Raw genomic sequence first — 20,829 nt, 5'->3', positions numbered from 1 at the left:
AGAGAGCAGTAACCGCTAGTCATAAATCCGAAAAGTACTGTTTTTAACATGTTGACCGGATTATATCTGAATCGTCCGGTTGTGTACTCCGGAATATCGTTCAGATACTTGTTTAAATCTATTCCTCCCATCAATCTGTCAAATGTTAAAACAGGATCCAGCAGATCCAAACAATCTGAAAGAAACAGTGGTAAATATCCTTGTTTTGAATTACAATAATTATTGTGTAAAGTTTTCATCGTAAGTTAATTTTACCACAAAAATAGGACCTTTCGCATTAACGAATGGTCCTATTTCTTTTAGGGACTTATTTCACAGCCCCCCGACAATTTTATATTTCACCTCGATATAAAGTATCGAATTATTTTACCCATCTTCCTGAAGCATCAAGTCTATAGCCGTCAGAGGTAGTTGTATTGCTTAGCATTGCTCCTGACGGACTCATATAGTACCAATCATTTCCTGATTGTACCCAACCTGTAGCCATAGCGCCTGAAGGATTCAAGAAATACCAGTCATTTCCTGACTGTACCCAACCTGTAAGCATTGCTCCGCTTGAATTAAAGAAGTACCATGCTCCGTCTATTTGTCTCCAGCTTGTAGCAATATGTCCTTCTCCGTCAAAGTAATACCATATACCGTCAACCTGTTTCCATGTATTAGTTACATAGCTTCCGTTAGACTCTTTATACTTCCATCCTCTATCAGTGTTTTCCCAACCCTGAGATGATGTATTTGTAGATGAACCCATATCTACATAAAAGTAACCCACTCTATTTGCATTTTTTTCATTGAAGTAGCTTCCCTCAAAATCATATCCGAGTACAAAGTTACTACCTGAATTCTTGGAAAAAGATATTATAATATCCTGTCCGGTATATCCATTATATAGACGTCTATCTAATATAGGCTCACCAACACTATAACTGCGTATTGTAAGCGGTGAATACTCTGTTGCTCTTTCCAGACCCAATGTAGCAACTGAAAAGGCTGATTCTTTGTAGTTATACATAATAAGATTATTTTCTGTATTAATTGCCCCTGAAGGATCATAGAAATATGCCGTCATATACTGTGAGTCGCCTTTATTCATGCTTAAAACAGCATCTTTTGTAATAACCGGCATGGTTATCTCTGTTCCAAGTGGTGAGGTCCAAGTGTAAGTCCTTCCCGTATCTCCGCTTTTTATTGTGACATCGGGATTGCTTGACGTAAAAGCAAATGCCTCAAAACACATAAGCATTGAAAAAGCGGCTGTCATTAATAATAGTTTCTTCATAAATACTCCTTTCAGTTCTATCCTGTTTACTGAATTTTCATAAATTTATCTCAACTATTGACTCCATGAAGCCATATACCCAAGACTGATGAAAAAAAACAGTTAAAACTAAAAAATATATTTTCTAATAGTTTTTTCAAACTATAGAATACAATTATGTACTTTGAATCTTTGTATTGTCCATTATTTCACAATTATTTACATCTTCTATACAAAGGACTTTCTATTCCGTTCTTAAATATTTACATTGTGATTATATACATGAATGTTTTTTATGTCAATCTAATTCCATTTTTTTTAATATAATTTTAAAAAATTGATTTTTTTAAATTTGTTTAAACCTCATCAGCAGTGCTATACTTCAAACAAAAAAGCACCCCCGACCCTTTCGGTCGGGAGTGCCTTCGTATTAATTAAACAGCTTTTACTGAGTCTTCTTTATATGTAACTTTCTTTATGATAAAGAGTACACCAACCATCAATGCTATTGCTATTATAAGTGATATTACAACATTCTTTACAAAAGCCGCTATTATATAACTTACAAATGATACTGCTGCAACAAGCATTGCATATGGTAACTGTGTATTTACATGGTTGATATGATTTGACTGTGCTCCTGCACTCGCCATGATGGTAGTATCTGATATAGGTGAGCAGTGATCACCGCAAACAGCACCTGCCATACATGCTGAGATTGAAATGATCATCATCTGTGAATCTTTTCCTGCAAATACGGCAACAACTATAGGTATAAGGATACCGAATGTTCCCCATGATGTTCCTGTTGAGAAAGCCAGACAAACCGCTACTACGAATATAATTGCCGGAAGCAACAATTGCATACCGTTAGCTGAGTGCTCCATCATTGTAGCAACAAATTCCTTTGCTCCAAGTACGTCTGTGATAGACTTTAATGACCATGCAAATGTAAGGATAAGAATTGCAGGTACCATTGCCTTAAATCCTGCAGGTAAACAATCCATACACTCTGAGAACTTAAGTGATCTTCTTGCTATGTAGAATGCCAATGTGATAATAAGTGCTACAAAGCTACCCATTGAAAGTCCTACTGAAGCGTCACAGTTTGAGAAAGCTTCAACGATGCCTGCACCGCTGAATATTCCACCTGTATAGAGCATTCCGATAACGCAGCAAATAATCAATGAAACGATAGGGAAAAGCATATCTATAAGCTTACCGTCTTTATGCTCTCCTCTGTCAAGGTCTTCAAACTTCTCTTCTCCGGTTGTAAAGAGATCGCCTTTCTTTGCATTCTCTTCATGAAGCTTCATAGGACCGAAGTCAAACTTCCAAAGTGTAATAACAAGCATCATTACAATTGTAAGAAGTGCATAGTAGTTAAATGGGATTGCCTTTACAAAGAGTGCAAATCCGTCTTCACCGTCAACGAATCCCGTAACTGCTGCGGCCCAGGATGAAATAGGTGAAATAATACATACAGGAGCTGCAGTAGCATCTATCAAATATGCGAGCTTTGCTCTTGAAACCTGATGCTTATCTGTAACAGGTCTCATAACGCTACCAACTGTAAGACAGTTGAAGTAGTCATCGATAAAGATAAGACAGCCGAGAAGGATTGATGTAAGCTGAGCCCCCACTCTGGTCTTAATTCTTTTTGATGCCCATTTACCGAAGGCATCAGAGCCGCCGGTCTTATTCATAAGAGCAACAACCATTCCCAAAATAACAAGGAAAATCAAAATACCTACATTGTAAGCACTTGATAAAACTGAAACAAAACCGTTTTCAAAAATGGTCTTCATTGTTCCTTCAAAGTTAAATCCTGATGCCAAAAGACCTCCGAAGATAACTCCGATTGCAAGTGAGCTATATACTTCTTTACTTATAAGAGCAAGTACAATAGCTACAAGTGGTGGTACAAGTGACCAGAATGTTGCGTACAGCGCAGGCTTCGGTGCTTCAGCTTCCGCTCCGTACACTATCATCGGACACATAACTAAAATGAAAATCGCTAAACATAGCAAGTATGATTTTTTATTTCTAAAAAATCCGGGATTATAAGTGTCATTACCACTATTCATACCTTTTCCTCTCTTTACATTTCTATACCGACACGGGCTCTTATACCCTTGTCAAACGGATGCTTTACCTTTTGAAAGTGTGTCAGATAATCAGCAAGTTCTACTATCTCATCCTTAGGATTTCTTCCGGTCATAACCACTTCCAGATTTTTCGGGCGGGATTTTAAAAAATCTGTGAGTACATCATGCTCCACCATATTAAGGTTATAAGCATCTATTATCTCATCCATAACTACCAGATCCACTTTCTTCTCGATAGCCAGATGAATAATTTCTTTCAGATGATTTGTGAAAAATTCTTTTGCAAGGATCTTTTCTTCATCAGTCATATTGAATGTAAAACCGAAACTGTTTTTCTTTGTATACAATTCAATGTTTTCTATATTCTTTAGTACCTTAAGTTCGTTTGAAGTATCACTTTTTAAAAACTGTGAAAACAGGACTTTTCTGCCACTACCTGCACATCTTACTGCCAAGCCTACAGCCGCAGTTGTCTTTCCTTTACCGTCGCCTTCGTATACATGAATAAGTCCTGTCATAATATCTCCTTTACTTGCCTAAGCCTCTTCTTAACATCTCAGTAACTGCAAATGTAGCTACATCATCCGCAAACTTACCGGTTCCAAACCCTGCATCATAACCAAGCTCTTTAGCCAGCTCATGTGTGATTCTTGCACCTCCGCAGATAAGCACATATTTATTTCTAAGCTCATCAGCTTCCAAAAGTTCCACAAGATTTGTAAGATTCTTTATATGAATATCTTTTTGTGTAACTGTCTGTGACACCAGAAGTACATCTGCCTTCAGCTCTCTTGCCTTCTCTATGAACTCTTCGTTTGCTACCTGTGAACCGAGGTTATAAGCTTCAATCATCTCATATCTCTCAAGTCCGTAATGTCCTGCAAATCCTTTTCTGTTCATTATAGCATCTATACCTACAGTATGAGCATCGGTACCGGTAGAAGCTCCTACCACTACTATCTTTCTGTGGAAGTTTTCTTTGATAAACTCATTAACTTCCTCCATGCTCATTGTCTCCTCTTCGACAGTTTGTACATGAATATTTGTATAATCCACACTGTGTACAAGGCTACCATAAACCACATAAAATGTAAACTCTACATCAAGTGACATTCTGTGTGCGATATTCACATCCGAAAGTCCCATCTTCTTTGCAAGTATTCTTGCAGCTTCTTCACCTCTCTCATCGTTCTTGACAGGAAGTGTGAAACTGATCTGAACCTTGCCGTCATTCATGGTATCTCCATAGGCTTTAAGCTTTGTAAGGTCCAGAGTCTTATCAAACTCAACCTTATTAAGATTGTATAAACCGCTACTCATCTTTCACCTCCTTTTTCATAAGAGGAATGAATGGGTTGAAGTATACATTATCTTTAACAACGACTCCGTCTAATCCCTTACCTCCGTTAAAAGGTCTCTTTATATCCGCAAAAGTTCCCTTTTCAAGTGTAGCAAACAGTCCGTTTGTTTCTATCTCTGAGAGCAGTGCTGCCGCCTTATTTAAAACTTCATTTGCTCTGTTTCTTATAATACCGTCTTCTTTAAACTCTATCTCATCTCCAAAGTCCTTCATTGTTCTGAAGATATACTGTGCGTTTTCTATAGCAAGCGCTCTGTCAGACATAAAAGGTGTATGTATAGCCTCTGTCATCATTCCCAGAAGATGTATCTTTTGACTTGTAAGTATGGTTACCATATTAAAGAGTGCATCCTGTACATGACCGCGGAAGATATTTCCTGTCATAAACTTTGTAGGAGGCATGTACTTAAGCGGTGCCTTCGGGAAGATTTCTCTTGCCATCTGTGCCTGTGCCAACTCAAATAAGAATCCGTTTTCCGCATCCGGTGATATCTCAAATGCATGTCCGAGTCCCTGCTGTGCAGGCGGAAGACCTGCTTCTATAGCAAACTGCTCATTTAAAAACTGTGATGCAAGTACCGTATGTGCTTCTTCTATAGCATCTGCAGTAGTAAGGTAGTTGTCCTCACCTGTATTTATAATAACTCCTGCAAATCCGTTTATAACTCTTGAGAAATACTGGTCGACCAGAGTTCTTTGCATATTTATATCTCTGAAAAGAATTCCGTAAAGTGCGTCATTGAGCATTACATCAAGTCTTTCCATCGCACCCATTGCGGCTATTTCAGGCATACAAAGTCCTGAACAGTAGTTGCAAAGTCTGATATATCTGTTTTCTTTCTCTCCAACCTCATCCAAAGCTTTTCTCATCAGTCTGAAGTTTTCCTGTGTCGCATATGTTCCACCGAAGCCTTCTGTAGTGGCACCATATGGAACATAGTCAAGAAGGCTCTGTCCGGTAGTTCTTATAACGGCGATTATGTCTGCTCCCTGCTTGGCTGCAGCCACTGCCTGTGTTATATCCTCATATATATTTCCGGTAGCAACTATGAGATATATATAAGGTCCTTCCTTATCTCCGAATTTACCCAGATATTCATTTCTCTTGTCAACATTTTTTTGAATTCTTTCCACCATAGCCTTTGCTACCGGTGCAATTGCCTCTTCTATCTCTTTAGATGAATGAATCTTAAGTTTTGATAAATCTATTTCACCCTTATCAATACCCTCTGCTATTTCAAGAGGTGAAAGTGATAATTCAAGCATTGCGTTTCCAAGCATAAATGCCGCACCCATCGGAAGAAGTTTGTTCTCCACAAGGTGATCAACCACCACATTGGGCAGTGGCACTTCCACACTGTTTACTCCGTCAATCCCCAAAAGTCTGCATACCGTTCTCTCTACAGCTACTGTAGTATGATCATCAATAAAGGCTTGGACATCCAGTGCAACATTCTTAGCACTGCTTCTGGCTTTAGAGATTAAACTTTTATCAAGTCCAAGTTTACTCATGTGTATATCTCCTATTTCTTATCATGTGATCTTCTGAATCTGGCTAAATCGGCCGGTTCAATTGTCATGGCAAGTCCCTGTTCAAGAGCTGCCACTCCTCCTAAATGCTTTTCTTTCTTTCCCCTGCAAATATCACAATTGCAATTGTTCTCATAATGCTCAGGCTCTGTATATGTTGTGATAACACCTTCATAGTTTCTGAGTATAACCTTGCCCGGGCTCTGTGAAATAACATAATTCGGCATAACAGGTGTCTTTCCGCCACCTCCCGGTGCATCAACTACGAATGTAGGTACGCAGTATCCTGAAGTATGACCTCTAAGTCCTTCTATTATCTCGATACCCTTTGATACAGGTGTTCTGAAATGCTCAAGTCCCTGTGAAAGGTCACATTGATAAATGTAGTAAGGTCTTACTCTTATCTTTACAAGCTCATGAACTAGGTCAGTCATTATATGTACACAGTCATTTACACCTGCCAAAAGCACTGTCTGATTTCCAAGAGGAATACCTGCATCTGCAAGTCTTGCACAAGCCTCAGCCGACTCTTTTGTAATCTCACTTGGATGATTGAAATGTGTATTGAGCCAGATAGGATGATACTTCTTTAACATATTTACAAGTTCAGGTGTAATTCTCTGTGGCATAACAACAGGTGTTCTTGAACCGATTCTTACTATCTCAACATGCTCTATTTTTCTAAGCTCTGAGATAATGTATTCAAGTTTTTCATCACTTATAAGCAGTGCATCACCGCCTGAAAGCAGTACATCTCTTACCTCAGGATGTCTTCTTATATAATCAAGGCATGCGTCCACCTGTGATGTAGGTACACTTGTATCGTTTTGTCCTGCAAATCTTCTTCTTGTACAATGTCTGCAATACATTGAGCACTGATCTGTTACAAGGAATAAAACTCTGTCGGGATATCTGTGTGTAAGACCGTGTACAGGTGAGTCTGTATCCTCATGTAAAGGATCCGCAAGGTCGGCTTGCGCTATATGAAGCTCTGATACTGTAGGTATTGCCTGTTTTCTTACAGGGTCGTTTTCATCCTCAAGGTCGATAAGTGAAAGATAGTATGGTGTGATAGCCATTCTTAGGTTTTCCAAACATCTCTTTACACCTTCTTCTTCTTTTTCGGTAAGCTTTACATACTTTTTTAAACTCTCTACATTTGTTATTCTGTTTCTAAGTTGCCATTTCCAGTCGTTCCACTCATTATCGGGAACGTCTACGAACAATCCGTTTTCTCTACTGTTTCTCATATTTTTTCCTCTTACTTACTGTAAATTACACGTATTTTTTCTCAAAAACTTCTCTTATTGCCGGATTTTCACGAATTTCCTGCAATGTTATCTTGTCATGTCCCTTTGTATATCCGTTTCCTATGATCATATCAATATCTTTTCCTACGCCCTCTGCTCCCAGTGCAGCCTTTGTAAAGCTTGTAGCCATTGAGAAGAAGTATACACATCCGCCGTCACGAACAGGAAGGATTGCGCTCATCTCACAGTTATTTACATTTACACAGCATATTGAAACATCATATTCTCTTCCGTCATTAAGCTCCAATGCCTTATCAAGAACTTCTACAGGAAGTGCGGCACTTGCCTGAAATGCTTCATGGCAAAGTCCCATCTTCTTTAACTCTTCCACACCTTCTTTGCTATAGTCCATAGCGACTACCTTACCTGTAGGTCCTACTCTCTTCATTGCCTCATAGCAAACAAGCATTCCGCTCTTTCCGGCTCCTCCAAGTACCAGTACACTCTGTCCTGACTGTACAAGCTTTGCTGTCTGTGCAGGAGCTCCCGCTACATCCAAAGCTGCAAGTGCAAGCGGCTCAGGAAGATCTTCAGGAAGCTTTGCATATAATGCGCTTTCAAATAATACAGCCTGTCCTTCGATATCCACTCTGTCGATTTCAGGATGGATAGCCTTTATCTTATCGATCTTTAAAGGTGTCATTGAAAGCGATACCAAAGATGCAATCTTATCTCCAACCTTGATATCCGTATCAAGCTCTTCACCGATATAGCTTACTGTTCCTATAAACATACCGCCTGAACCGGTTACAGGATTTTGCATTTTTCCTCTTTCATTTACTATATCAAGAATCATCTGTCCGATTTTTTCAACATCTTTATTGCAAGCTTCTTCGATCTGTGTAAATGATGCGGAGTCGATATTTAATGAAATAACATCACAGATAATCTCATTTGAATATCTCTTTGTCATATCATTGTCTATCTTCTTTGCCGCCTGAGTTAAAACTCCCTGTGGTTCAATAACTCTGTGAATACCGTACTTGTTTCCCTTTAACATAAGTCCTCCATTATTTTAAACCCAATATTTCTCTTGCTTCAGCCGGTGTTGCTATCTCTCTTCCAAGTTCCTTTGCAAGTCTTACGACCTTTTCTACAAGTTCACCGTTTGACTTTGCCATAACACCTTTACTCAGATATACATTATCTTCAAATCCAACTCTTGCATGGCCGCCCATAAGTATCGCCATGGTCACCATAGGAAATTCCGCTCTTCCCACTCCGGATGCTGTCCATGTGGATCCTGCAGGTATACTCTCCACCATAAAGTTTAAATCTCTTGCAGTTCCTGAGATACCGCCGTTTACACCCATTACAAAGTCAAAATGCATAGGTGATTTTATAATGCCTTTTTTATTGAGGCGAATAGCCATATCCACCATTCCCTTGTCAAACACCTCAACCTCGGGTTTTATGCCAAGCTCGTTCATTCTGTTTGCAAATTCTATAATTGTATTTTCGGTGTTTACAAAAATATCGTCTCCGCCGAAATTACATGTTCCGCAATCAAGTGTTGCCATCTCGGGACGAAGCAAAGTAGGTGCGAGTCTCTCTTCATTGCTCATACCCACCGCTCCACCTGTTGAAGGTTGAATGATAACATCAGGTAATTCTTTTTTTATAGCGTCAATACATTCTTTAAATCTTTCTGCACTCTGTGTAGGTGTGCCGTCATCCTCTCTTACATGAAGATGTATAATAGCGGCTCCGGCATCATAAGCCGACTTTGCTTCTCTTACAATCTCTTCCACCGTATAAGGTACATTCGGATTTTGTTCCTTTGTAACCTCTGCACCGCATATACATGCCGTAATAATAAGTTTATCCATAATATATTCTCTATTTATTGTTTCTTTGTCTGTCTTTTAATACCACACAGGTTCCGCTTGCTCTGCATACCACTACAGGCTCTTCCAAAACATCACATGCCGAATCATTGATATCTGTTCTTGGTGTAATAACCTTTCTTGCCTCAAATACCATCTTTCTTGATGTATTTCCCACAGAAACGATTTCACCTGTTGCTTCGATAAAATCTCCTGCATGAACAGGTGCCAAAAACTCTACACTGTCATAAGCTTTAAAAAGTCCCTCATCACCGTCATTGATAATCAAAAGCTCAGTTGCCACATCTCCGAATAAACCAAGCATTCTTGCTCCGTCCACCAATTCACCGCCATAATGTGCATCATGAGCGCTCATACGAAGTCTGATAGTTGATTTAACCATATTTTCCTCCTCACGTAGATAAGTCTTCTTATCCTTTTTTATGTATACATATTACAATAAAATTAATATTTTTATTACTGACTAAATGTATATAAAAAAATACAAGTTAGTGGACAAAATGTATATTTGCACAAAAAAAGATATAGACCACATGTATTTTCTTATGTAATCTATATCTTTATCCTCTTAAAATATCAATCAAAATAATCATTAAGTATCAAGGCCATGGACAAATCCAGTCTCTCATAGTAATCATCAAAGTTAAAGCCCGTCAAATCCTTAATACTGTCCATTCGATTTATAAGGGTATGCCTGTGTATAAAAAGTCTTTTGGCGGCCCTTGTTACATTTCCGTTTTCCTCCAGGAAAAATCTTATAGTCTTTATATAATCACTGTCCGACTCTCTGTCTTTATCAAGGAGCAACCTTAATACCTTATTCTCCTTTGAATAGAGTGTATTTGTTCTGTATATTGAATATAACTTTTTAAGAAACGACATATGATCATACAGACATGTACCCCTTATAGCTCTTACACTGTGCAAGGTTTGAAGCGCCTCCATACAATGCTTCATCGAAATGTCAAGTCCGTTGTCATCTGAAAGCATATCTGCCGCAACAAAAAGATTCAATCCTATCTTATTTGAGAGTCTTATAAGTAATACCTGTATTTCAGCCAACAAATCCTTAAGTTTTGTCATACTCTCAAGACCTATACAAAATGTCATTTGTACTCCCTTTTCAAAATGACAAATATATGTATCACAGCTGAATACCACCAAAGAATTTATATTTTCAAAGGCCTCCTTTATATCAGGTCCTACTTCATTGTATACATTTACCGACGAAACCATCAAAACTGCAATCTCATTTTCATTTCCGATGCCTCGAAGGAGACTTTCTTTAAGTTTCTTTTTCAGCTTCGGGTAAAAATAATTATAGTCCAGATAGCTTTGATTTCCGAGTACCGACTCTCTGTTTATTTCACTTATCAATGTCTTTAAAACTTCTGAAAAGGAAAAACTTGCAGGCAATTCAAGTACCGGAAATTTATATTTTCTGGCCGACTCAAGTATATAAACAGGTATACTCTCAACATAATATCCCGTCTGTACCATAAGTCCGACCACTCCCTTGGCTTTAAGTCTCTTTATCAAATTAAAGTATCTTGTATAATCAGCCAGATCAAATCCGGTTGTTATGAGAAGTTCACCGCTTCCAACCATATCAACAGAGTCCAAAATTTCCTGAACATTTACCCAGCTGATTATATTTCCGGCACTTTCCCTTCCGGTTATAAGTTCTGTTCCCGGAAAGAAGTTATTCTCAATAATGTCTCTAACAGTAAGTGGCATAATCCGGCCTTTCTAGTTTATTTCCCTTAAAATATCCATAAGTTCTTCCTGCAATCCTAAAAGTCTGCAAATCATAAGTGCCTCTTTTGGAGGCTGTGCCTGCTTTTTTACTTTAAAAATACCGTAGTTCATAAACTGTGCAATTGCTGTAATCTTTGCATCATCACTTGACTTTGTAAGAAGCGCTTTGGCTATTTTATCTTCTGAAGCTCCCTGCAATCCCCTTACCTGGTAATGGCTTCCCGAAAGCTCGGCGACATGATCAAAATGTGTTACCAAAAGACTTATTGCTCTTTTTTTATTTAAAAGCGCTACAAGCCCTCTCACTATACTCTCACCTTCTTTAGGATTTGTTCCTCTTGCAAACTCATCCAATATTGCAAATATATATTTACCTTCAATTTCATTCAAAAGATTTTTAAGCTCCACTATCTGTGCGCCGAAGCTTGATAATCCCTTATCTACCGACTGTGACTCTTCGGATATTATGACTATTTCATCAAATAAAGGAATACTTGCAACATTTGCATATACAAAGAATCCACATAATGCAAGATATGTATTAAGCGCTACCGTCTTTAATGTAACACTCTTTCCGCCCATATTTGCACCTGTAAGTACTGTCGTACCTATTGTCATATCTATGCTGACCGGTGTGAATTTCAGTCCCTTTTCTTCAAGTATGTCACATATATAAGGGTTTATCGTATCTTCCAGTATAAGTATATCCTCTGTAATCTTCGGAAGGCATGACGGATAGAGTTTTGCCGCTCTGTATTTTTCCAAAAGCAAATCAAATCTTCCGATTACATCTATATTCTTTATTATATTGTCAAAATAAGGCCTTAAGTTTGCAGAAAGTACTTCTCTTATCTTTCTTTCTTCTCTTTCTTCTTCCACAGTTGCTGCAAGTCTTTTATCCTTAAGTTCTTCAAAAGCTGTATCGCTCTCCTGCATTTTGATTTCTATCTCATGTTTTTTTCTTCTGATTGTTTTCAGTTCATCTGAATAGTCGTCATATATTGCAAATGTAGGTATTCTTCTTTTATCCGGATCAAGTATGTCCACCGCCTCACTTACAGACTCTATATTAAAACCTGTTAATTCTATTTCGCCTGAGACTCTTTCAATAAGAGGTTTAAGTTTTTCCATATGCATCAAAAGGGTTTTTATCTCAAAGAGCTCTATGTCAGACAATGTATTGTCTCTTCCGAATTTAACGGAGCCCCTCACATCTTTTATTTGCATAAAAATTCTTCTTATGGCATTAACATCTGATTTAACGGTATCATATTTTTGATACATTTTATTCAAATTTTCAAGTTCTTCATTCAGTAAATCCTTTTCGCCCCTTCCAAACGGAGTTATATTTTTTATAAGCTCCGTTCCGAAAGGAGTTGCAGGCAACATTTTGCTTTTTATATATTCAAAGCCGATATTTTCTCTTTGACAAAATTCCATGCTACCCCCTATGATTGCTTTCAATATTTATAACCGGTAAATCTGTACACTTTTGCATATATGCTAAAAATTTTTCACTGTCATAGTGATGTCCGTAGGCTGAAAAAGGATTTATTGTAATCGCCACTATATTTATTGCCTCAATACATGAAAATATCAAACCTCTTTGTCTGAGTTTTTCAAAATTTTCATATTTTATCAAAATTCTTGAACCGTCAAAAAACACAAGTCTTTTTCCCTCAAGTTTCGCATTTGATAACAGCAAAGAATTTATCATGGCATCGCTTAGCGCACCGTTTACAAATATACTCTCTATATCACTTTCCTTTGCCCAGACTTCTCTTAACTCAATCTTTTTATCAGTCTTTTTTATAGTATTTTCTTCTATTATATAGTACTTCTCACTGTAATTTTCTCTGTTAAAATCTTCAGGCAGCTTGAGTTTATATTCCGGAAGTGAAAAAAGCATTGCGGTATATGCGGTATCTCTTACAGTTTTTTCCATATCCGCACTGTATGAAGCACCGCTTGAAAGTATTGCCACATTACTTACCTTTCCAGTCGCAATACTCTTTCTCTCAAGTGCTCCGTCAATTAAAATCTTTCCCGAACTATGTTCTTTGAATTTATTACAAACCGTTGCCATCTGTGTTGCAATGGACGGACCGGCTATTTGTACAAAGCCGTCGCTCATAGCTCTGATTATTATTATCTCACCGAGAGGAGTATATATTCCGGTACTCTCCACTATCTCTTTTGTTATATCACAATATTTTATCAAATCTCTTGCTGTTGCAATATAATCGTCCTTATAAACATATATCTCAGGCTTTTTTGTATTGGTCACAAGATCAAGTTCTTCACCGTCTCTTCCTATGGATGTAAGCAAAATGCTTTCATTATTATTATGAAGTTTTTTTATTACCTCATTTAATACTGTGGTCTTTCCTGCATTCTTACACATTCCGATAAAAGAGACTCTTTCTTCATCCTTTATCAAATCATAGATATCCATTATTCTCTACCCTTTATAGGAAGCTGTGCCAAGATTATGGCGGAAAACATAAGTATTGCTCCAAGCATCTCACGACTTCCCAACATTTCCCCCAATATTATCCATGCAAATATCGCACTGAACACACTCTCCAAACTCATCAAAAGACTTGCAATACTTGGTCTTACATATTGCTGTCCTACATTTTGCAATGTATATCCGCATGCACCGCTGAAAATTCCTACAAATAAAAGTGCGGGCATTGCCTTAAGTATCATATCTGCAGACGGTTTTTGGGCAGCAATCATCACAATACTTGAAAAAATTGCCACCACCAAAAATTGAAATATAGACAAATCCAAAACGTCCACTTTTTTTACAAAATGAGCCACTGTTATTATCTGAAGGGCAAATAAAAATGCGCAGAATAAAAGAATTGCGTCTCCGTACTCTAAATTGAATCCGTCATGTATACATAGTAAAAAAAGTCCTGCAACACTAAGTACAACACTTATCCAAAGTCTAATTCCTTCTTTCATCTTAAAAAATATAATTGAAATAATCGGAACGAAAATCACGTACAATGCGGTGATAAATCCGGCTTTTGACACATTGGATTCTTTTATACCTATCTGCTGCATAGCGCTTGCAATGAAAAGAAAGAATCCTGAGCATAGTGAAGCTATGATTAATGTCTTATTATAAGACTTATTTGTTGTATGTTTGTTTGAACTTTTTTTACTCTTAAAAAAACATACTACAGGAATCATTGCAATAAAGGATATCCAGCTCCTTATTGCCAAGAATGTATAAGCATTTACATATCTTGCTCCTATACTCTGTGCTGAAAAGGCCGATCCCCATATCAAAGCCGCGAGCAACAGCATAAGTACTCCGAGAGCATTTTTATTTTTTGACATATTTACCCCCATTGTTAAAATAGTAAATTTGCACTACTTATATTATTATATCCCAATACGATTATAAAAAAAAGATAAGATTATAACCAAAAAATGTAAAGATTACTTAATATTTGAATTTTTTACGCAGTCTATACCTAATATCACGCAATTTATACTTTTTTAAAATATCTTTTCAAGAATATTGTATAATACGAACATGTTAAAAAAGTTCAAAGGAACAGGAGATATAAGAATATGAAATTAAATTTAAACAAGAAAGCAATTGCAATTGCTCTTTCATTAGCATTGGCAACACCGGTTATATCAGCAACCGCATTACCTACATTAAACGTTATCGCCGGAGGTTTTGCATCAAATCCTGCAGTAGCACAGGGATATGCAGTTCCTAATACAGACGATGTAATTATTTCAGGAAATACCGTAACTGTAGCCCTTGAGGGAACAGGAATCAGTGATGCTGTAAAAGCTACAACTTCTGTTACTATAACTAATAATTTGGGATCTGCAATCGTAACTGCACCTACACTTACATGGACAGGCAGCACAGGTGCTTGGACAGGATTCAACTTCCAGCTCCCTGCAAACTGGCAGACACTTTTCCACAATTCAGAGCAGATGGGTGTTAAAGTATCTTCAACTGTAGGTACTACAACATTTAATGCTACCGCAAATAAAATTGTAAATAATGATACACAAATCAGTATTGAGATTCCTGCGGCAGGTGCTACTACACTTTCTGCACAGGTTACAGGAGGCTCATTATACTCTAATACAGTTGCTCAGAGCTTAAACGACTACACATATGAGTATACTGTTGCACCACAGGTTTCAGGCTCTAACACAGCTGCCGCTGCAAGTGCTATATTTAGTGCAAGCTCAAATATAGTAGCTCTTTCAAATGCAACTGCTACTCCTGACGCTTCGGGAAACTTTACACTTACTCTTCCTTCAGGAAAAAGCGTTCAGAGCCTCGGTGCAAATGATGCAATCTTTGTAAGAAGAAAAGCAAAGAACTCAAATGCACAGTATATCTTTATAATAGACAGTGTTACTACAACAACTACAACTGTTGCACCTGCTGTTGCTACACCTTCAACACCAAGAGCAACATCTTCTACAGCAACAATAAAGCCTGCGACACCATCTAATTCTATAATTGCTACAGGCTCAAACTCAAGAAAGAGTTCAGGCGGTTCAAGTTCAGGCGGCGGTTCAGGCAGACGTTCTTCAAGCAGCAATTACACTGCTACAACTCCAAGTCAGACACCTGCAGCTCCAAGTGTAACACCTGCAGCTCAGAATACAGCAGGCGATGCCACAAAGGCACCTTCACCTGTAGGTCCATCTGCAAGAAAGAACACAAGAGGAAAACTTAATGTTCCTAAGACTGCCGATGCTTCAGACATGACAGGAAGCGTAATGATGCTCTTCGGATCTTTGGTAGCTATGGGAATGGTTGCCGGAGTTACAAAGAAAAAAGAAGACTGATAAATATTTATACATCCCTCTTTAAAGGCAATATATATCTAAAATAAAGGATATATATTGCCTTTTATTTTTTCTGATATTATAATTCATTTGTATTTTGTTATGGAGAAATATATGAGACGAAAAAATACTACGCATGAAATGATGATGGGCTATATGGCCGGTGCTCTATTAGAACTTATGCTTGAGAAAGATTATACTAAAATTTCAATCGGTGAGATTGCCAAAAAAGCCGGTGTGGACAGATCATCATACTACAGACATTTTAAATCTAAGGAAGATATTATATCATTCTTTTTTGATATGGTTTTAAAAGAATCACTTGAAGGCTATACAAATCTTTCAAGTATCGATTTTACACTGTATATACATTCAATATATACCGCTTTTTTTAATTACAGAAAAGAAATTTTACTTATTCATTATGCTAATCTCTCATTCCTGCTTTTGGATGTGCTTTCAAAGAGATTTCAATTCAGTGAACTTGCAAAAGATTTTCCACTCTCAAAACAATATGAGCTTTCTTATATTATAGGTGGAATTTACAATAATCTGATATTCTGGATGAGCCGAGATATGAAGGAAACTCCCGATGAGCTCACGGAAATTTCACTTCAATTCAGAAATGAAGAATCACTTTCTTTACTTAGCTTAAGATAAAAAACGGGGCTATCGCTTTAGATGATTGAATCATCCGGGCGAAGCCCCATTTGTTATCTAAAATTTACCCTCAAGAGGTTTCATCGCTCTTTCAAGTATGCCGTTCATATAAGCTATTGATATACCGTAATTTGTCATAGGTATGGTAGCGTCATTTGCATACTTCATTCTGGCCTTCATCTGGTTTTCATTTAACATGCAGGCACCGCAATGAATTATTATCTTGTATTCGGACAGATCTTTTGGAAACTCTCCTCCGCTTGTAAGCTCAAACTTCAACGCATCTTCATCCTGCAAACCTGTAAATTTTCTGACAAGCCTCGGTATTTTCACACTTCCTATGTCTTCACATTGTCTGTGATGTGTACAGCCTTCACTTATAAGTATTTTATCTCCTTCTTTAAGTGTGTCTATAACTCTTGCAGCATTATAAAGATTGTAAAGAGCCCCCTTATAGTTGGCAAATATTATTGAAAATGAAGTAAGAGGTATGTTTTGAGGTATCAATTCATCCACTTCTTTAAACACCTGAGAATCACATACCACCAGGGCAATATCATTAAATTTTTTAAGTGTCGCTTCTATCTCATTCACCTGAACCACTACTGCAATGCCGTGTCTGTCAAGAATTTCTCTTATTACCTGCTGCTGCGGTAAAATAAGTCTGCCCTTCGGTGCTGATGAATCTATAGGTGTTACAAGCATTATAATATCACCTTCCTTCATCATATCACCGAGTATGGTCTTTTCTTTTTTTTCTTTTCCAAGAACCTCAGACATCATATCTTTCAGCTTATCAATATTGATATTATTTAATGCGGAAACATATATGTCAATTTTTTCATCTGTTCTTTCTTCATCTGCTATAGAATCACATTTATTTCCTACAACAAGACATCTCTTTTCTTTTATCTTTTCTAAAAATTCAAGCTCATCATCACTAAACTCGCTTCCTGCATCCACTACAAAGAGTATAAGATCTGCCCTGTCTATATATTCCATACTCTTTTCCACTCTTAAATTTCCAAGACTGCTCTTATCGTCAAGTCCCGGTGTATCCACAAGTACCACCGGACCGAACGGTAAAAGCTCCATACTCTTTTTAACAGGATCTGTTGTGGTTCCGCTTATATCGGATACTATTGCAATGTCCTGTGAGGTTATAGCATTTATCAAGCTTGATTTTCCAACATTACAGCGACCGAAAAGACAAATAGTCGCTCTCTCTCCCATCGGTGTACTATTCATATCAGAACCTGAAATCCCTTGCATTTGTAGTTTCAATTTCATTGATATACTGAATTGCTCTTTCCTTTACCTTCGGATTGCTTACCTTTTCAATCTCCGATTTTATCATCTTCATTCCATGCTCTTTGGTCTGATCGGATGCATAATCGGTCATATATTCACTGAGAGTCATAAGAGCATTCGGATGACAGCAGTTTATAATCTGTCCGCTCTTGCAAAGGCTCATAAATCTGTCACCTGTTCTGCCTTCTCTGTAGCAGGCGGTACAAAATGAAGGTATATGTCCCATTCCCATAAGCCAGTCCACAACCTCATCCAAAGTTCTTTGATCCGATACATCAAACTGCTCCGAATCTGTAGGTCTGATTTCCTCCGTATATCCGCCTACTGAGGTTCTTGAAGCACCGCTTATCTGTGAAATTCCCACCTTCAAAGCTCTTTCTCTTACTTCCTGACTCTCTCTTGTAGAGATAATCATTCCGGTATAAGGAACAGCTATTCTTATACATGCAATAATCTTTTCAAAAGTATCATCATCAAGCCCGTTGTCAAAAGCATCCGGATCTATATCATCGGCTCTTTTGATTCTAGGTACACTTATAGTATGAGGTCCTACTCCAAATGTCGCTTCCAAGTGTTCCCCATGCATCAAAAGTCCTGCAAACTCATATTTATATGACTCCAGTCCGAAGAGTACTCCAAGGCCTACATCATCAATTCCACCCTCCATAGCTCTGTCCATAGCCTCTGTATGGTATATATAGTTATGCTTCGGTCCTGTAGGATGAAGGTTCTCATAAGATTCTTTATTATAGGTCTCTTGGAAAAGTATATATGTTCCGATTCCGGCTTCATGAAGCTTTTTATAATTTTCCACTGTAGTGGCTGCAATATTTACATTTGCTCTTCTTATAGCACCGTTTTTATGCTTTATACTGTAGATAGTCTTTATAGATTCAAGTATATACTCAATAGGGCTGTTTATCGGGTCTTCACCTGATTCTATGGCAAGTCTCTTATGTCCCATGTCCTGAAGTGCAATTACCTCATTCTTTATCTCTTCCTGAGTAAGTTTCTTTCTGGCTATATTTTTGTTCTTTGCATGATATGGACAGTATACACATCCGTTTACACAGTAGTTTGAAAGATAGAGAGGTGCAAACATTACTATTCTGTTTCCATAAAAAGTCTGCTTTATCTCTCCGGCAAGAGCATAAATCTTTTTAATAATTTCCTTGTCCTCACAGGCAAGAAGTACTGATGCCTCTCTGTGGGTAAGTCCTTTGGCTATAATACCTTTCTCCGTTTTTTTCGGTCTTGCTTTTTCAAGGTATTCTTCTATCAAAGGAATATTGTTTTTATTTTCCTCGGCAAACTTTAATGTCTCCAATATTTCTTCATGGTTTATAAATTCTTCGGCGTTTCTTGATTTTACATCGTATTTAAACATTTATAATCTCCTCTTACTTTTGCAACTCCGTAACCTATATTGTTGATTCTGTTGGTAATACATCCGATACAGTGAGCGGCTTCATCTCCTGTACATACCTTTCCGTCATATAGTTCATATTTTTTTCTTGTTTTTAGCGGTGAAAGATTCGGCATCACCACATTTGCACCTGCAAGTATTCCCTTCTCTCTTCCCAGATTGTCCAATGTACTTAATGAAGTCGTTGCCGGAATAAGCATATTCGGTCTCATTATTCTAAGTATGGCTATTAAAAATAAAGTCATTTGAATACTTCCGCTTTTTTCATCCTTAAACGCAGTATCATGGTGTGGTATAAAAGGTCCTATACCGCACATCTGCGGTCCGAATTCTTCTATAAACTTTAAATCCTTAGCCAATGTAAAAGAGCTTTGATACGGTGAACCCACCATGAATCCACATCCTACCTGAAATCCGATATCTTTTAAAGCTTTAAGACAGTTCATTCTGTGCTCGAATGACATCTGCTTAGGGTGAAGTTTCTCATAATGTTCTTTGTCCGCAGTCTCATGTCTCAAAAGATATCTGTCCGCACCTGCGTCAAACATTTTCTGATAGTCTTCTTTCTCATATTCTCCCAAAGAAAGTGTAACGGCAACGTCCTTATACTTTTCCTTGATTTTCTTTACAATACTACATATATAATCCGGTTCAAATTTTCCGTCTTCACCTCCCTGCATTACAAAGGTTCTGTAACCGAGCCTGTATCCTTCATCCGCACATTCAAGTATTTCTTCTTCTGTGAGCCTGTAGCGGTCACAATTTCTGTTTGAATGTCTTATTCCACAATAATAACAATCATTTTTACAAATATTGCTTATCTCTATCAAGCCTCTGAGATAAACATCTTTACCATAATTTTCATCGCCTATAATTCTTGCCTTTTTACTGATATAATCAAATACCTCTTCATTCAAACTCTCTACAAGATATTTGTATTCTTCAAGGCTAAGACTTCTTTCTTTTTCGAGTTTATCTATCAGAGCAATGCTTTTATCAATTTCCAATTGTCTGTCATATTCGGTATTTTTAAAGTTCGTCTTATAAAGTGATATATCTTTAGCCATTTGCATCACCCACATTTGAATAAGCGGTTTTTATACTTACCCCCGGTAATTTCCCGATTTTGCCTGACAAACTTGAAATCACATTATTAGGTGCGTCGAGAGCAACCGACAACACACTTATACCCCTTTTATGATAGGGTATACCCATTCTTCCGATAATATGATCTCCGTACTCATGCAATAAATCATTGAGCTCTTTTACAGAATCCCTGTCCTCCACAATTATTGCCATCAATGCTACTCTGTTATCCATATTTCCCCTTTATAAATAATAGATTTTTGTATCAAAAAAACCCAAAGCCTCGGTGGCTTTGGGTAATCAAATAAATGTGCCTTGGCACAATCTTAT

At 37.5% G+C, this 20,829-nt stretch carries 19 protein-coding genes and 1 pseudogene; 2 read left to right on the top strand and 18 right to left on the bottom strand.

From position 1 onward, the window contains the following. From HMPREF1140_RS14140 to HMPREF1140_RS06950, 14 genes and pseudogenes are all read right to left on the bottom strand, one after another. Nucleotides 1–239: pseudogene (locus HMPREF1140_RS14140) on the bottom strand (transposase); the annotation flags it as partial. 122 nt (nucleotides 240–361) lie between these two features. Next, nucleotides 362–1,279 carry an N-acetylmuramoyl-L-alanine amidase family protein gene (locus tag HMPREF1140_RS07010; protein WP_009663083.1) on the bottom strand — a complete coding sequence of 306 codons (918 nt, stop codon included), beginning with the start codon at nucleotides 1,277–1,279 and terminating at the stop codon, nucleotides 362–364. A gap of 413 nt (nucleotides 1,280–1,692) precedes the next feature. After that, complete coding sequence (locus tag HMPREF1140_RS07005; protein WP_035620060.1) at nucleotides 1,693–3,345, bottom strand: Na+/H+ antiporter NhaC family protein; 1,653 nt, start codon at nucleotides 3,343–3,345, stop codon at nucleotides 1,693–1,695. Nucleotides 3,346–3,359: 14 nt separating this feature from the next. Continuing rightward, nucleotides 3,360–3,884, bottom strand: coding sequence for a cob(I)yrinic acid a,c-diamide adenosyltransferase (locus HMPREF1140_RS07000; protein ID WP_009663064.1), 525 nt, complete (start codon nucleotides 3,882–3,884; stop codon nucleotides 3,360–3,362). Between the two features lie 10 nt (nucleotides 3,885–3,894). Then, nucleotides 3,895–4,686 carry an OAM dimerization domain-containing protein gene (locus tag HMPREF1140_RS06995; RefSeq protein WP_009662973.1) on the bottom strand — a complete coding sequence of 264 codons (792 nt, stop codon included), beginning with the start codon at nucleotides 4,684–4,686 and terminating at the stop codon, nucleotides 3,895–3,897. Beyond that, nucleotides 4,679–6,238, bottom strand: a complete 1,560-nt coding sequence (locus HMPREF1140_RS06990; RefSeq protein WP_009662991.1) for a lysine 5,6-aminomutase subunit alpha — start codon at nucleotides 6,236–6,238, stop codon at nucleotides 4,679–4,681. The genes HMPREF1140_RS06995 and HMPREF1140_RS06990 overlap by 8 nt, the downstream gene beginning before the upstream one ends. An 11-nt stretch (nucleotides 6,239–6,249) precedes the next feature. Continuing rightward, a complete protein-coding gene (gene ablA, locus HMPREF1140_RS06985; RefSeq protein ID WP_009663087.1) occupies nucleotides 6,250–7,506 on the bottom strand; it encodes a lysine 2,3-aminomutase in 1,257 nt (418 codons plus the stop codon). A gap of 25 nt (nucleotides 7,507–7,531) precedes the next feature. Further along, a complete protein-coding gene (locus tag HMPREF1140_RS06980) occupies nucleotides 7,532–8,566 on the bottom strand; it encodes a hypothetical protein (protein ID WP_009662981.1) in 1,035 nt (344 codons plus the stop codon). 10 nt (nucleotides 8,567–8,576) lie between these two features. Beyond that, nucleotides 8,577–9,395, bottom strand: coding sequence for a 3-keto-5-aminohexanoate cleavage protein (locus HMPREF1140_RS06975; protein WP_009663037.1), 819 nt, complete (start codon nucleotides 9,393–9,395; stop codon nucleotides 8,577–8,579). Nucleotides 9,396–9,405: 10 nt separating this feature from the next. After that, nucleotides 9,406–9,795, bottom strand: a complete 390-nt coding sequence (locus HMPREF1140_RS06970) for a hotdog fold domain-containing protein (protein WP_007593276.1) — start codon at nucleotides 9,793–9,795, stop codon at nucleotides 9,406–9,408. Nucleotides 9,796–9,989: 194 nt separating this feature from the next. After that, nucleotides 9,990–11,150, bottom strand: coding sequence for a PucR family transcriptional regulator (locus HMPREF1140_RS06965; protein ID WP_009663041.1), 1,161 nt, complete (start codon nucleotides 11,148–11,150; stop codon nucleotides 9,990–9,992). A 12-nt stretch (nucleotides 11,151–11,162) separates the two neighbouring features. Beyond that, nucleotides 11,163–12,611, bottom strand: a complete 1,449-nt coding sequence (locus HMPREF1140_RS06960) for a MutS-related protein (protein WP_009663109.1) — start codon at nucleotides 12,609–12,611, stop codon at nucleotides 11,163–11,165. A gap of 1 nt (nucleotide 12,612) precedes the next feature. Further along, nucleotides 12,613–13,626, bottom strand: coding sequence for a hypothetical protein (locus tag HMPREF1140_RS06955; RefSeq protein ID WP_009663096.1), 1,014 nt, complete (start codon nucleotides 13,624–13,626; stop codon nucleotides 12,613–12,615). Continuing rightward, nucleotides 13,626–14,525, bottom strand: coding sequence for a DMT family transporter (locus HMPREF1140_RS06950; protein WP_009663038.1), 900 nt, complete (start codon nucleotides 14,523–14,525; stop codon nucleotides 13,626–13,628). The genes HMPREF1140_RS06955 and HMPREF1140_RS06950 overlap by 1 nt, the downstream gene beginning before the upstream one ends. Before the next feature lie 237 nt (nucleotides 14,526–14,762). On the opposite strand from HMPREF1140_RS06950, the gene HMPREF1140_RS06945 reads away from it, so the two are divergent. Both HMPREF1140_RS06945 and HMPREF1140_RS06940 read left to right on the top strand, forming a co-directional pair. Next, entirely contained in the window at nucleotides 14,763–16,016 is a 1,254-nt protein-coding gene (locus tag HMPREF1140_RS06945; protein WP_009663120.1) for a hypothetical protein, read from the top strand. A gap of 114 nt (nucleotides 16,017–16,130) precedes the next feature. Next, nucleotides 16,131–16,676, top strand: coding sequence for a TetR/AcrR family transcriptional regulator (locus tag HMPREF1140_RS06940; protein ID WP_009663007.1), 546 nt, complete (start codon nucleotides 16,131–16,133; stop codon nucleotides 16,674–16,676). A gap of 57 nt (nucleotides 16,677–16,733) precedes the next feature. Here the strand turns inward: HMPREF1140_RS06940 and hydF are convergent, their stop codons facing one another. Genes hydF through HMPREF1140_RS06920 form a run of 4 tightly spaced genes read right to left on the bottom strand, consistent with a single transcriptional unit; the run spans nucleotide 16,734 to nucleotide 20,733 of the window. Beyond that, nucleotides 16,734–17,924, bottom strand: coding sequence for a [FeFe] hydrogenase H-cluster maturation GTPase HydF (gene hydF / locus HMPREF1140_RS06935; protein ID WP_242822871.1), 1,191 nt, complete (start codon nucleotides 17,922–17,924; stop codon nucleotides 16,734–16,736). A 1-nt stretch (nucleotide 17,925) separates the two neighbouring features. Beyond that, nucleotides 17,926–19,374, bottom strand: coding sequence for a [FeFe] hydrogenase H-cluster radical SAM maturase HydG (hydG, locus tag HMPREF1140_RS06930; RefSeq protein WP_009662970.1), 1,449 nt, complete (start codon nucleotides 19,372–19,374; stop codon nucleotides 17,926–17,928). Further along, on the bottom strand, nucleotides 19,356–20,480 hold the full coding sequence (hydE, locus tag HMPREF1140_RS06925) for a [FeFe] hydrogenase H-cluster radical SAM maturase HydE (RefSeq protein WP_009663080.1): 1,125 nt from the start codon (nucleotides 20,478–20,480) through the stop codon (nucleotides 19,356–19,358). The genes hydG and hydE overlap by 19 nt, the downstream gene beginning before the upstream one ends. After that, nucleotides 20,473–20,733, bottom strand: a complete 261-nt coding sequence (locus HMPREF1140_RS06920; protein WP_009662999.1) for a TM1266 family iron-only hydrogenase system putative regulator — start codon at nucleotides 20,731–20,733, stop codon at nucleotides 20,473–20,475. Before HMPREF1140_RS06920 ends, hydE begins: the two co-directional genes overlap by 8 nt. Between the last annotated feature and the right edge of the window lie 96 nt (nucleotides 20,734–20,829).

Origin of the sequence: Lachnoanaerobaculum sp. ICM7 (assembly GCF_000287675.1) — a bacterium.
Lineage (GTDB): Bacteria > Bacillota > Clostridia > Lachnospirales > Lachnospiraceae > Lachnoanaerobaculum.
Note: the sequence above shows the minus strand (reverse complement) of the source record. Positions and strands in the feature narration are given on the sequence as shown.

Excerpts from the sequence above, each read along its gene's own strand:
- HMPREF1140_RS07000 (WP_009663064.1), bottom strand. The coding sequence starts at position 3,884 with ATGACAGGACTTATTCATGTATACGAAGGCGACGGTAAAGGAAAGACA.
- HMPREF1140_RS07010 (WP_009663083.1), bottom strand. The coding sequence starts at position 1,279 with ATGAAGAAACTATTATTAATGACAGCCGCTTTTTCAATGCTTATGTGT.
- hydE (WP_009663080.1), bottom strand. The coding sequence starts at position 20,480 with ATGGCTAAAGATATATCACTTTATAAGACGAACTTTAAAAATACCGAA.
- HMPREF1140_RS06965 (WP_009663041.1), bottom strand. The coding sequence starts at position 11,150 with ATGCCACTTACTGTTAGAGACATTATTGAGAATAACTTCTTTCCGGGA.
- HMPREF1140_RS06950 (WP_009663038.1), bottom strand. The coding sequence starts at position 14,525 with ATGTCAAAAAATAAAAATGCTCTCGGAGTACTTATGCTGTTGCTCGCG.
- HMPREF1140_RS06980 (WP_009662981.1), bottom strand. The coding sequence starts at position 8,566 with ATGTTAAAGGGAAACAAGTACGGTATTCACAGAGTTATTGAACCACAG.
- HMPREF1140_RS06975 (WP_009663037.1), bottom strand. The coding sequence starts at position 9,395 with ATGGATAAACTTATTATTACGGCATGTATATGCGGTGCAGAGGTTACA.
- HMPREF1140_RS06940 (WP_009663007.1), top strand. The coding sequence starts at position 16,131 with ATGAGACGAAAAAATACTACGCATGAAATGATGATGGGCTATATGGCC.
- hydF (WP_242822871.1), bottom strand. The coding sequence starts at position 17,924 with ATGAATAGTACACCGATGGGAGAGAGAGCGACTATTTGTCTTTTCGGT.
- HMPREF1140_RS06920 (WP_009662999.1), bottom strand. The coding sequence starts at position 20,733 with ATGGATAACAGAGTAGCATTGATGGCAATAATTGTGGAGGACAGGGAT.
- hydG (WP_009662970.1), bottom strand. The coding sequence starts at position 19,374 with ATGTTTAAATACGATGTAAAATCAAGAAACGCCGAAGAATTTATAAAC.
- HMPREF1140_RS06945 (WP_009663120.1), top strand. The coding sequence starts at position 14,763 with ATGAAATTAAATTTAAACAAGAAAGCAATTGCAATTGCTCTTTCATTA.
- HMPREF1140_RS06955 (WP_009663096.1), bottom strand. The coding sequence starts at position 13,626 with ATGGATATCTATGATTTGATAAAGGATGAAGAAAGAGTCTCTTTTATC.
- HMPREF1140_RS07005 (WP_035620060.1), bottom strand. The coding sequence starts at position 3,345 with ATGAATAGTGGTAATGACACTTATAATCCCGGATTTTTTAGAAATAAA.
- HMPREF1140_RS06995 (WP_009662973.1), bottom strand. The coding sequence starts at position 4,686 with ATGAGTAGCGGTTTATACAATCTTAATAAGGTTGAGTTTGATAAGACT.
- ablA (WP_009663087.1), bottom strand. The coding sequence starts at position 7,506 with ATGAGAAACAGTAGAGAAAACGGATTGTTCGTAGACGTTCCCGATAAT.
- HMPREF1140_RS06960 (WP_009663109.1), bottom strand. The coding sequence starts at position 12,611 with ATGGAATTTTGTCAAAGAGAAAATATCGGCTTTGAATATATAAAAAGC.
- HMPREF1140_RS06990 (WP_009662991.1), bottom strand. The coding sequence starts at position 6,238 with ATGAGTAAACTTGGACTTGATAAAAGTTTAATCTCTAAAGCCAGAAGC.
- HMPREF1140_RS06970 (WP_007593276.1), bottom strand. The coding sequence starts at position 9,795 with ATGGTTAAATCAACTATCAGACTTCGTATGAGCGCTCATGATGCACAT.